Consider the following 12,311-nt stretch of genomic DNA (forward strand, 5'->3'; position numbering starts at 1 on the left):
CGGCCCGGTCTTCAGCAGAAAGATGGCGATAGCAGTGGTTCATGGCAACACCGTACCTGATGGGTCACGTGTTGCGCTTGGTCATTGAGACCGCCATCCCATGCAGGGAGTGCGGGAAATCAGGCAGAGCGAGGCACATGACCATGGAATGGCTTTCAATGATCGGCGATACCCTTTATACCATTGCCGGCATGTTCTGGAAGATACTCTGGGTCCTGGTACTGGGCTTTGCCCTTTCCGGGGCGGTGCAGGCGTTCGTTCCCAAACGGCGTATGGCGCAGGTAATGGGTGACGATGGGGCCGCATCCATCACCCGGGCCGGCTTCTTTGGCGCCATCAGTTCTTCATGCTCCTATGCCGCGGCAGCGATGTGTCGCAGTGTCTTCCTGCGCGATGCCCACATCACGGCAGCGCTGGCCTTCATGATCGCGGCTACCAATCTGGTCATCGAACTGGGCTTCGTGCTGTGGTCATTGATGGGCTGGCAGTTCGTGGTGGCCGAGTTTCTTGGCGGAATACTGCTGATTTCAATCATGGCGCTGCTGATGAAGACTGTTGGTCCGGTAGCAGCGTTCAATCGCGTACGGGAGGCGGAAAACGCCGAGCAGGATGAGGATGACGCCGGGGTACCGAGTATCTTCAGCCTCGATGGCTGGCGTATGGCAGCCTCGAATTTTGCCATGGACTGGTCGATGATCTGGAAGGACATTGCCATCGGCGTGATCGTGGCCGGTATCATCGTGGTATGGGTGCCCAAGGCATTCTGGCAGGCACTGTTTCTGTCGGGTGGCGATCAGGTCACACTCTGGCAGATGGTTGAAAATGCCCTGATCGGTCCGATCGTTGCCGTGTTCAGCTTCGTCTGCTCGGTGGGCAATGTGCCCATGGCGGCGGCGCTGTTCAATGGTGGTATTTCCTTTGGCGGGGCGCTGGCCTTCATCTCCGGCGATCTGATCGGCTTCAGCCTGGCGCAGCTGGTCTGGGGGCCGATCAGTGACCGCTACGGCCGTCGCCTGCCGGTAGCCATCGGCCTGGTGCTGTTCATCATCGGTTCGGCCGGCTGCGCGCTGGCGGATGCAGCCACCACGCTGATCGGCTGGCGGCTGCTCCAGGCCATCGGCGCCTGTGCCAGCGTGGCGCTGTCGCGCGCCATGGTGCGGGATCTGTTCGAGGGCGAGCGGGCGGCGCAGATGATGTCGACGCTGATGACCGTGATGGCGATCGCCCCCCTGCTGGGGCCGAGCGTCGGTGGTCAGATCGAGGCCCTCGCCGGCTGGCGCGCCATCTTCTGGTGTCTGGGGGCCATCGGCATGGTCGCCCTGCTGGCGCTGATGACCCTGCCCGAGACGCTGGCCGCCGCCCGGCGCAGCGAGGAAGCCCCGGGACGGGCGCTGCGGCGCTACATCGAGCTGATCGGCAACCGCCGGCTGCTGGCCCATATCGGCGTGGGCGGCTTCTTCTACGCCGGCATGTTTGCCTATGTCGCCGGTACGCCGTTTGCCTATATCGACTACTACGGTGTGCCCTCCCGGCTCTACGGCCTGCTGTTCGGCGCCGGCGTCGTCGGCATCATGATCACCAACATGCTCAATGCCCGGCTGGTACGTCGCTTCGGCGTCAATCGCATGCTGCTGGGCGGCGCCGCGGCCACCCTGCTCTGGGGGCTGATGACCGCCCTCAATGCGCAGACCGGCTGGTTCGGCCTGTGGGGCCTGGCCGTGCCGCTGTTCTTGTTCACCGCCATGTCCGGCTTCATCATTGCCAACGCCATCACCGGCGCCCTGCAGGACTTTCCGCACCGTGCCGGCGCGGTCTCGGCGCTGGTCGGGGCGACCCAGTACGGCAGCGGCGTGATCGGCTCGGCGCTGGTCGGCCTCTGGTCGGATGGCACGCCCCGGGCGCTGGGGCTGGTCATTGCCCTCGCCGCGGCCGGCTGTCTGGTCAGCGCCGTGGCGGTATACCGGACCCATCGCCAGAGCTGACCCTGCCGACCCCCGGGGCGGAGGCCAAAAAAAACGGGGTGGGCCCGCAGGCCCACCCCGTCATGCGTGACTTCCGCCGGAGGCGTCAGTCGTCTTCGCCATCCTTCGGCAGGGCGTAGACCACGATCTGGTCGCCGACCTGATCCTTCAGGATGGTGTTGCCACCGGCCACGAAGGCCACGTACTGCCGGCCCTTGTACTCATAGACCGAGGGGTTGGCCACGGCCGGCGCTTCGGCCTGATCCGACCACAGCTCTTCGCCGGTCTTCATCGAGTAGGCCCGCACCTTGGCGTCCATCGAGGCGCCGATGAAGATGACGCCACCGGCAGTCACCGCCGGACCACCGATGGTCGGCGAGCCCCAGCTTTCGGGCATGAAGAAGCCGTACTGCTGCGAGGCCCCCACGGGGTGGCGCCACTTCACGTCACCGGTGTGCATGTCGATCGCCACCATTTCGCCGAACGGCGGCTTCCAGCAGGGCATGCCGAGCCAGTTGCGCGCCACCTTCAGACGCATGCCGTAGGGCGCACCCTTCTGCGGCGAGAAGCCGGTCTCGTTGCCGGAGCCGGAGTCGGCCTGTTCATAGGCCGCCCGCTCGTAGAGCTTGATGTACTGCACGATGTGCGAGGTGTTGACGATCGCGGTCTGGCTTTCGGGATCGAACGCCACGCCACCCCACTGCACGCCACCGGAGCTGTCGGGATAGGCCATCACCCCTTCGCCCTTGGTGGTGGGCGGGGTATACATGCCGTCATACGACAGCTTGTCCCACAGCCGCGAACACTGACCACCGCCCACGGCATCGGCCAGGCCCCAGACCTCGGGCTTCTCGGACTGATCCAGCAGCGGCTTGGGCTTGGTCGGGAAGGGCTGGGTGGGCGCGAGCTGCTCACCCTGGACGGAACCGTCACCCTGGGGCACCGGACGCTCCTCGATCGGCCAGACATCCTCGCCGGTCAGGCGATTGACCACGAACAGGAAGCCCTGCTTGGTGGCCTGGATCAGCGCCGGGATCTCCTCGCCGTCCACCGTGATATTCATCAGCGTCGGTGCGGAGTTGATGTCGTAGTCCCAGACATCATGGTGCACCCACTGACGCGACCAGACCACTTCACCGGTATCGACATCAAGTGCCGTGGTGGACGTGGCCAGCGGGGCCTTCTCGGTGCGGTTGCCGCCCCAGTAGTTCGGCGATGGCGAGGAGACCGGCAGATAGACCAGGCCATGCTCCTCGTCGGCCGACATGTGCGTCCAGATGTTGGCGGTGCCGCTGGTCTGGCGCATGTCTTCCGGCAGCGCGTTGAAGGTCCATTCGCGCTCGCCGGTACGGGCATTGATCGACCAGACGGTGCCGGGCGGCGCCTGTTCATAGACCCAGTCCATGCCGGCCCAGCCGAGGATCAGGTGATCACCGACCACGGTCGGCGGCTGCAGCAGCGAAAGCGGCCACTTGGCGTTGGTGTCGTTCCACTTGTTGACATCCAGCACGCCGTTATCAGCAAAGCCCTTGCAGAGCTTGCCGGTATCGGCATCCACGGCATACAGCTTGGCATCCACCGTGCCCATGTAGACGATCTTCTGACAGGATTCGCCCTCGACCGGATTGTCGGCTTCCCAGTAGGAGACGCCGCGGTTCTTGAGCACCGGCTGGGTGAGTGCCTTCTTCGGCGCCTGGGTATCGAAGCTCCACTTCTCTTCACCCGTCCCCGGATCGAGCGCGATCAGCCGATAGAACGGCGTACCGACATAGATGGTGTCGTTGGCAAAGATCGGTGTGGCGGACCAGACCGTGGCCGGGGTATCCCCGGTGCCATCGGAGACATCGCCGGTATGAAACTCCCAGACCTTCTGCAGATTGCCCACGTTATCGGCGGTGATCTGCTTGAGCGGGCTGTACTTCTGGGCGTTGAGCTGACCGTGGAAACTGTCCCAGGTCGGCTTTTCCGGCACCAGCGGAATCGGCTGGCGGGAGGCAGCTGTCTGACTGTCCTGCTGGTTCTGCTGGTTCTGCTGGTTCTGCTGGTTCTGCTGGGCAGATGGTGCGTCGGCGCTGTCCTGTTCAGTCGGCTGCGGCTGTTCCTGGGCCAGCAGCGGAGCAGGCGCAATGCAGAGCGCGAGCGCCGCGGCCATGCCGAAGCGGCGCGCGGCGGGTACCTTTGTCGCCATGGGGCGGTTCCTCATGAATGTGCAGGGCGGGTGGCGCTGTTGGAGCGGGTCATGTCGAGGATCAGGCCGATCAGGCCCACGACCATGGCGGCACTGATCCACCACTGATGCAGCAGGAGGGACGCAACGAAAGTGCCCCCCAGAGCCAGCAGGATCAGCACGCGCAGCACGATGCGAAGCCCGCGGTTCTTCACTGCTGCCAGCACCAGCGCTGCGACGGCGAGCACTGCGGTGACCAGGATGACGACCTGAGCACCGAGCGTCCCGGTGACGCCGGTCAGTGGGGTGAAATAGGCGTAAAGTGCAACGGCGAGCCCGACGAGGGAGGCCGCAAAGAGCACTATCGCCCCCAATCCTTGCGATCGAGATTGCGACATGACTGAATTTTCTCCTTGTGAGATCGGTTTGAAGCAGATGGTTGCCCAATCGACGCTGAGTCGGCCCGGCAGCGGGTCGGAAAAAACGCAAGCGGACCGGATGACCACGGGGATCTCCGCTCCCGGAACTTTCCGGTGGCGTGATCCCGTCCAGCACAGGGGAAGACCGGTTCGGACCAGCACGCCGGCTGGCAGACCACCGGCGAGATGATCCCTCGAACCATGCCGATACTTCTGACCGTTATGGACTCCGATGCGCACGCCGCCGGCCATCCCGGCGGGAAGCAGATGGCGGTTTCATCGTCGGTATATCGTCACGGGACAGGGGCATCGTGTCGCATCCCGAACCCACGTCAAACCGTCTATCATGCCGGCGCTGAACGCATGCTGACCCTAGGGTCCGGAGATGGTAATGCCGCTGTCAACAGAGACTTTAGGCGACCACTGCGCGGGCCATTGTAATCCATCTGGCCGATTTGTTGATCCCGACATCAGGGAAATCGGCATGATTCGTCAAAAATTCATCCCGTTACCGGAGATCTCACCCCTGCGCTGACCGCGCCGAACGAACTACGCTACCCCCATTGTCCGCTGACTACGGAGCCAACCGGGGGAGGCCGCCATGCAACCCACACTCTACGCCCACCGCCTGTCGCAACCCTCCCGGGCCGTGGAAATCCTGCTGCGCGAACTCGCCTGCGACTACGCCTGGCAGGAGGTCGATTTTGCCGGCGGTGCGACCCGCACGGCCTGGTTCACCGAGCTCAACCCGCTGCAGACCGTGCCGGCGCTCGCGCTGCCCGACGATGCCGCAGCCCGCAACGCGCGGCCGCCGGTGCTGGGCGAAAGCCAGGCGATCATGCGCTATCTCTGCCGCACCGCCGATGAGACCGCCACCGCCGCGCAGTGGTATCCGGGCGATCGCGACCCGCATCGCACTGCCCGGATCGATCAGTGGCTGGCCTGGCATCACGGCGCACTACGCCGCTTCGACATGTTTCACCACATCATGAACCTGCACCTGACGCAGCCGATGCTCAAGCGCGAGATTCAGGCCACGCTGCTCCGACCGCTGCAGGAGGGGCTGAACGCCGGGCTGGCCACCCTGGAGGCGCACTTCGCCCGCCAGCCGGCCGACAGCCCTCTCACCGTGACGGGCGATCCCCGGCCGACGCTGGCCGATCTCGCCCTGGGCTGCGAGCTGTATCAGATCGCGGTGGTGGGATATCGCTTCGACCGCTATCCGCGGGTTGCCCGTTGGCTGGAGGACATGGCGCAGCGGCGCCACTTTCACGAGGTCTCGCGCGAGGTCATCGCGCAGGGGCGCACCATACGCGAACAGAGCGGGCCCTATCTCGAGCTCGACACGGCCTTCGCCGGCACCTGAGAAAACCGTCCCGGCCGAGCCGGTCAGGAATTCTGCAGGCGCTGCACCAGGGCCTCGAGAAAGGCATCCGCCACCTCGGGGTTGTAGCGATAGTAGGTCCACTGGCCGACGCGCCGGGAGCTGACCAGCTCGGCCCGGGAGAGGGTGGAGAGATACAGGGAGATGGTCGGCTGGGAGAGCCCGGTCTTCTCGCGAATATGACTGACACAGATCCCCCCTTCCGGCGCACCGGCCTTCTGCGGCGGAAAGTGCACTGTCGGATCCTTCAGCCAGTAAAGGATGTCCAGGCGCACGGGATTGGCCAGGGCGCTCAGAATGGTATTGATATCCATGGTCACAGCCGGACTCTGAAAACCCGACCATCATACGCCGATGAGAGCCGGGCTGCCGAAATTACCGTGACAGGCTAGCGCACCAGCGAGTCCAGCGCATTCCGGTCGAAATCGGCCAGCGACGTCAGAGCCCCGTCGCGCACCTTGCCGGCCCACTCGGGGTCAGAGAGCAGGGCGCGGCCGACCGCGATCAGATCGAAATCGCCACGCCGGCGCTGCTCTGCCAGCTGGCGGATATCCACCCGGCTTTTCGAGGTCGGGTCCTCGGTACGGGTGAAATGCCCGGTCCGAAAGGTCCTGTCCAGCCCGATGCTGCCCACCGCGATCACCGGACATCCGGTCAGTTCCCGGGTCCAGGCCGCCAGGGTGCGGTCGCTGCCGGCAAAGCCGGGCTCCCACATCCGGCGGGTGCTGGCATGGAAGATATCCACACCCGCCTCGGCCAGCGGCTTGAGCAGGGCCCCCAGGGCCTCGGGCGTATCCGCAAGGGTGGCGTCGTAGTCGGAGAGCTTCCACTGGGAGAAGCGGAAGATGACCGGAAAATCCGGGCCCACCGCTTCCCGCACCGCCCGCACGATCATCAGCGGAAAGCGCAGCCGGTTCTCGAGGCTGCCGCCGTAGGCATCGGTGCGCTGGTTGCTCTCCGGCCACAGGAACTGATCGATCAGATAGCCATGGGCCCCGTGCAGCTCCAGCGCATCAAAACCGACCGCTCTGGCATCGGCCGCCGCCCGGGCAAAGGACGCCACCACCTCCTGGATGTCCCATTCGCTCATGGCGCGCACGACCTCGACGCCGTCCTCCTCGATCGCCATGGGGCCGAAGCCGGGTACACCAGCATCCGGCTCGGTGCCCGGGCGCCGCTCACGGCCGACATGCCAGAGCTGTGGTGCAATCCGCCCTCCGGCGGCATGTACCCGTTCCACCACCTGCCGCCAGCCCGCCAGCCCCTCGCCGTGAAAGGCCGGCACATCCGGATAGCCGTTGGCTCCCGGATGATCGATATGGGTGCCCTCGGTAATGATCAGCCCCACGCCACCTCTGGCGCGACTGGCATAGTAGTCGGCAACCGCTTCGTCCGGCACGCCGCCGGGGGAGCGATTGCGGGTCATCGGCGCCATCACGATCCGGTTCGCCAGGGCCAGGCGGCCCAGCCTGAAGCCTTCGAACAGCGGTGCGGCGATCTCCCGATTCAGCTCGGACATTCCAGCTCTCCTGAAAAATATATTTAAATATATAAATCTATTTAACCAGAGAAGAGCGCTTTCGCCAAGCGCCGGCACGCGGCGTCGGCGGCCGGCAACGGTTACATGCTGCGGGGAGCGGCCCGGCGTTCGGCAAACCCGGCCGACGACGCTATGGTATTAATGACACCGAAGCCTTTGCGCGTTCCGCCCTCACCCAACTGCCAGGACAGATGCATGCCTCTTGACCGGACCGACTGCCAGCAACTCATCGAGATCGTTCGCCAGGCCGCGAAGGCAGAGATCCTGCCGCGCTTTCGCAATCTGGAAGACGATGACATTCGCGCCAAGAGTGCGCCGGACGATCTGGTGACCGACGCCGACCAGGGCGCCGAGGCGATCATCAGCCGCGAGGTGGCCCGGGCCTTTCCGCACGCCACCATCATCGGCGAGGAAGCAGTCGCCGAGGACGCCTCGAAACTGGAGCGTATCGCCGATGCCGACATGGCGGTGATCATCGACCCGGTCGACGGCACCTGGAACTTCGCCCGCGGGCTCAACCAGTTCGGCGTCATCATTGCCGTGGCCAGTCACGGGGAGACCGTGTTCGGGCTGCTCTACGATCCGGTGATGGATGACTGGATCACCGCCCGGCGCGGCGAGGGGGCCTTTTTCGGCCGCGCCGATGGCACGCATCGCCAACTGCGGGTATCCGACACCGTGAACACCGAAGCGATGGTGGGCTCGACCTCGATCCGGCTCTTTCCGAAGCCGCAGCAGTACCAGCTCGCTGCCCTCTTTCCCGACTTTGCCCGGATGATGGCGTTCGGCTGCGCCTGTCACGAGTACCGCACCATGGCGTTCGGCCATGTCGATTTCATGCTCACCGGCAAGCTGATGCCCTGGGATCACGCCGCGGGGCTGCTGGTCCACGAGGAAGCCGGCGGCTACTCGGCGCTGCTCGACAGCCGCCCCTACCGCCCGACCATTCATCAGGGGCGGCTGCTGGCGGCCAACTCGAAGGAGAACTGGGAGAAGCTGCGCGAGCTGTTCGACTTCCTGGCCTGACCGGGCGCCCGCGGGGCCGGTACCCTAGGCGGTGCCGGCGTGCACTCCGGCGCGCTTGCCCCGCTCGCCGAGCGCCCGGCGATAGCTCCACCAGGCCAGTGCGCCGGCCAGCAGGTTGCCGGTGGCCGCACCTGCCGCCAGTCCGGCAAAGCCGCCCAGCCAGCTGCCCAGTATCAGACAGGGCAGATAGCAGACGAACAGCCGCATGAACGACACCATGACCGCTCGGCGCGGCCAGCCGAGCGCGTTGCAGGCCGACACGATCAGCATGCAGATCCCCAGCAGCGCATAGCTCGGCAGCAGAAAACGCAGCAGCGTGGTGAGCAGCTCACGCACTTCATCGTTGCCCGCCAGCAGCGAGGCCAGCGGCGCGGCCAGCAGGGCCAGCACAATGCCCAGCAGCAGCTGCCAGATCACCACCACCCGGGCGGCCAGATTCATCAGCTGACGGATCTCGCCCCAGTGTCCGGCGCCGTAGCAGCGCCCCAGCCAGGGCGGCAGCGACATGGTCATGCCCAGCACCACCAGGATGACGAAGGTTTCCAGCCGCGCGGCCAGCCCCCAGGCCGCCACGGCGGTCGAACCCAGCCGTGCCACCACGGCGGTGGCCACCAGCGCCGACACCGCCGGCAGCAGCTGGGAGGTCATCGCCGGCAGCGCAATGCCCAGAAAGCGCCGGGTCGAGACGCGCGCCTCTTCCCGCAGGCCGGTGGTGCTCAGCCAGCCACGCCGGGCCGGCAGCCGACCCAGGATCAGCACGCCGATGAAAAACGACAGCAGCGTCGCCCAGGCCGCGCCGGGCAGGCCCCAGCCGCCGAAGTCGCCGAGGCCGAAGATGAAGATCGGATCGAGACCGAGGTTGAGCAGGCTGGTCAGCACCATCATGCGCCCGGGCAGTCGGGTCTCGCCGTGCGCCCGGAACAGGCTGTAGCCCAGATAGAGCAGCGCGCCCAGCCAGCTTGCCATCAGCCAGGGGCCCCAGTAGCCATAGATCAGCGGCAGCAGGTCGCGATCGGCACCCAGCAGCGTGAAGATCACCGGGGCCAGCAGATAGAGCAGCACCATCAGGCCCAGCATGAAGGCGCTGCAACCGAACAGCAGCAGGGTGCTCAGCCGGCGGGCGCGCTCTTCCTCCTCGCCGCCCAGGGCGCGCGAGATCAGCGCGGCGATGGCGATCCCGAACCCGACCTGAACCCCGATGATCACCGTCGCCACCGGAAAGGTGAAGGACTGGGCGGCCAGCGGCCGGGTACCGAGCCGGGCGATGAAGATACTGTCGATCAGATTGAAACCCAGCAGCGCCGCGACGCCCATCGCCATCGGGAGCGTCTGGTGCCAGAGCGTGCGGAACATCTCTCGGGTGCCGGCGGATACCACATAGCCTCCGTAATTCGGGTAGCGGAAAAATCTGCGCGCGCAGAGTCTAGCCCGTCAGCATGAAAAAGGCAGGCACCGGGCCTGCCTGTCACGCCTGATCGGTCACCCCGCGATCAGCGGGCGCGCTTGCATCGGTCACCACTGCTCGGCATACGGTCGCAGATCCAGCTCGAAGGTCCACGCCGAGCGCTGCTGATGAGCAAGAAACCAGATGCTGTCGGCGATGGCCCCGGCATCGAGAAAGAAGTCATCATCCTTGCCCGGCATCGCCTCGCGGGTGCGCGGCATGTCGATCACCCCATCGATCACCACATGGGCGACATGAATGTTCTCCGGGCCGAGCTGACGCGCCAGCGACTGGGCGAGACTGCGCTGGGCGGCCTTGGCCGAGGCGAACGGCGCGGTGCCCGCCCGGCCACGCAGCGCCGCCGAGGCCCCGGTAATGATCAGACTCGCCTGCTCATGCTCACGCAGCTGCGGCACCACCGCCTGCGCCGCGGCAGCCAGCCCCAGGCAGTTGACCCGCCAGACCTGTTCGAACTCGGCCAGCGTGGCCTCGTCGAAGCGCTTGAAGACCCCGGCGCCGGCATTGTAGATCAGCACCGAAATGGCACCGAGCTCTTCGCGGATGCGCTCGAACACCGCACCGGCATCCTCGCCGTCAGCGGCATCCCAGGGGTAGGCGTGAGTGCCGCGAATCTCGCTTTCGTACTGCTTCAGCCGCGCTTCATTGCGCGACAGCATGGCGACCTGCCAGCCCTCGCCAGTGAAGCGCTGCGCCAGCGCCCGGCCATTGCCCGGCCCCATGCCCACGATGGCACATACCTGCGTCATGACGACTCCTCCAGTGGCTGCGATGAGACAACCTTCGCTACGAAGGCCGCTGTCGCTGAGTGAAGTAGTCCGGTGGCAAAGGCGCCAGTCACGCCCCTGCTCAAGCGCCATGAGCGTTACGCCGATGATGGGGGGCGAGCCGCTTCAGCGGTGCTCCTCGGCGAATACTTCCTCGGTAACCCGTTCGGCCAGCGGGTCCTCTTCGGACGCGGCCAAGCGCTGTCGCATCCAGTCGCCCCGGGCAAACCACGCCATGGTGATCAGCGCGATCACCACATTGGTGACCGGGAACGCCCACCAGATGCCGCTCTGGCCGAGCACCGCCTCGCGCGAGAGCACGAAGGCGAGCGGAAACTGCAGCACCCACTGCGAGATCAGCGTCAGCACCATGGCCACCAGCGTCTGGCCGGCGGCACGAAAGACGCCGGTCAGCGCCATCTGCAGTCCCATGAAGCCGAAGGTCAGCGCCACGATGCGCAGAAAGCGGCCGCCGGAAGCGATCACCTGCTCATCGGTGGGGACGAAAAAGCGCACCAGCTCGGTCGCGAACGCGAAGACCAGCACGCCCACCACGGAGAGCGCCACGAAGGCAATCAGTGCACTCAGCCGGGCGATGCGCGCCGCCCGCTCGACCTGGCCGGCACCGATGTTCTGCCCTGCCAGCGCCGCCGTCGCCATCGACAGCCCCAGCGCGGGAATGATCACGAAGCCCAGCACATTGATGCCCACCCCGTAGGCGGCAATGGTAACGGTGCCGAAGCCCGAGACCAGAAACACCATCACGTTCATCGAGAGCGCCCGCGCGGAGAGCTCGACCGAGGCCGGAAACCCGAGCCGGAAGGCGCGCCGGATGAAGGCCCAGTCCGGGCGGAAGTCGCCGGCAGTGGGCTGGATCGTCCAGCGCCCGCGCAGCAGCAGCCACAGCCCGACGAGCAGCGCCAGCGCCTGGGTGATCAGGGTCGCCAGCGCGGCACCGCCCACCCCCAGCCCCGGCAGCGGTCCGAAACCGAAGATCAGCAGCGGATCGAGAATCACGTTGAGCGCCACCGTCCCGGCGACGATGTAGAGCGGCGTTCTGACCTCGCCGATGCCGCGCATCAGTGACTGGAACATGGCAAAGCCGAAGGTGAAGATCATCGCCGCCAGCGAGATGCGCAGAAAGATCAGCGCGCCATCGTAGACCTGCGGCGCCACCCCGAGCAGGGTCAGCAGCGAAGGCGCCAGCCACTCGCCGAGCAGCGACAGTCCGATCGAGACCAGCGCCACCATCAAAAGCGTCTGTGCCGCCACCCGATTGACCATGTCGTGCTGACCGGCGCCCATGTACTGTGCCACCAGGGTGGAGCCGGCCACGCCCAGACCGGAACCCAGCGCGATCAGCAGGAAGGTGATGGGAAAGCAGACCGACACCGCCGCCACCGCGTGACCTCCCAGCCGACCGACCCAGAAGGCGTCGATCAGCTGGTAGAGCGACTGCAGCACATTGGCCAGCACCACCGGTACCGCCAGTCCGAGCAGCGATTTCAGAACGGGACCTTCCAGCAGGGGACTACCGGTAGCGCGGGGCATGCGGAACACTCCCGGAGCGGGGCATGAAACAACC

General features: G+C 65.9%; 10 protein-coding genes. 3 read left to right on the forward strand and 7 right to left on the reverse strand.

From position 1 onward, the window contains the following. Nucleotides 1–143 precede the first annotated feature (143 nt). Nucleotides 144–1,982 (forward strand): Bcr/CflA family efflux MFS transporter, encoded by a 1,839-nt coding sequence (locus tag C7446_RS00005; protein WP_121170961.1) that lies wholly within the window; start codon nt 144–146, stop codon nt 1,980–1,982. Nucleotides 1,983–2,067: 85 nt separating this feature from the next. Here C7446_RS00005 and C7446_RS00010 read toward each other — a convergent pair whose 3' ends face one another. Beyond that, nucleotides 2,068–4,149 (reverse strand): pyrroloquinoline quinone-dependent dehydrogenase, encoded by a 2,082-nt coding sequence (locus C7446_RS00010; protein ID WP_121170068.1) that lies wholly within the window; start codon nt 4,147–4,149, stop codon nt 2,068–2,070. 11 nt (nt 4,150–4,160) lie between these two features. Next, entirely contained in the window at nt 4,161–4,526 is a 366-nt protein-coding gene (locus C7446_RS00015; protein WP_121170070.1) for a hypothetical protein, read from the reverse strand. Nucleotides 4,527–5,148: 622 nt separating this feature from the next. On the opposite strand from C7446_RS00015, the gene C7446_RS00020 reads away from it, so the two are divergent. Next, nucleotides 5,149–5,913, forward strand: coding sequence for a glutathione S-transferase family protein (locus C7446_RS00020; protein WP_121170072.1), 765 nt, complete (start codon nt 5,149–5,151; stop codon nt 5,911–5,913). A gap of 23 nt (nt 5,914–5,936) precedes the next feature. On the opposite strand, the gene C7446_RS00025 is transcribed toward C7446_RS00020, so the two are convergent. Together C7446_RS00025 and C7446_RS00030 are read right to left on the reverse strand one after the other, a co-directional pair. Further along, a complete protein-coding gene (locus C7446_RS00025; RefSeq protein WP_245977573.1) occupies nt 5,937–6,245 on the reverse strand; it encodes an ArsR/SmtB family transcription factor in 309 nt (102 codons plus the stop codon). Between the two features lie 74 nt (nt 6,246–6,319). Continuing rightward, on the reverse strand, nt 6,320–7,450 hold the full coding sequence (locus C7446_RS00030; RefSeq protein ID WP_121170076.1) for an NADH:flavin oxidoreductase: 1,131 nt from the start codon (nt 7,448–7,450) through the stop codon (nt 6,320–6,322). A gap of 216 nt (nt 7,451–7,666) precedes the next feature. Here C7446_RS00030 and C7446_RS00035 point away from each other — a divergent pair, with 216 nt between their 5' ends. Continuing rightward, entirely contained in the window at nt 7,667–8,497 is an 831-nt protein-coding gene (locus C7446_RS00035) for an inositol monophosphatase family protein (RefSeq protein ID WP_121170078.1), read from the forward strand. A 24-nt stretch (nt 8,498–8,521) separates the two neighbouring features. On the opposite strand, the gene C7446_RS00040 is transcribed toward C7446_RS00035, so the two are convergent. The 3 genes from C7446_RS00040 to C7446_RS00050 form a co-directional block, all read right to left on the reverse strand. Further along, nucleotides 8,522–9,850: an MATE family efflux transporter gene (locus C7446_RS00040; protein WP_121170080.1), complete on the reverse strand. Its 1,329-nt coding sequence runs from the start codon at nt 9,848–9,850 to the stop codon at nt 8,522–8,524. A 159-nt stretch (nt 9,851–10,009) separates the two neighbouring features. Beyond that, nucleotides 10,010–10,708 (reverse strand): SDR family NAD(P)-dependent oxidoreductase, encoded by a 699-nt coding sequence (locus tag C7446_RS00045; RefSeq protein ID WP_121170082.1) that lies wholly within the window; start codon nt 10,706–10,708, stop codon nt 10,010–10,012. Between the two features lie 144 nt (nt 10,709–10,852). Beyond that, the gene (locus C7446_RS00050) at nt 10,853–12,277 is read right to left on the reverse strand and encodes an MATE family efflux transporter (RefSeq protein ID WP_121170084.1); all 1,425 of its coding nucleotides are present in this window, start codon (nt 12,275–12,277) and stop codon (nt 10,853–10,855) included. Nucleotides 12,278–12,311 lie beyond the last annotated feature (34 nt).

Source organism: Kushneria sinocarnis (assembly GCF_003633775.1).
GTDB classification, from domain to species: Bacteria; Pseudomonadota; Gammaproteobacteria; order Pseudomonadales; family Halomonadaceae; genus Kushneria; species Kushneria sinocarnis.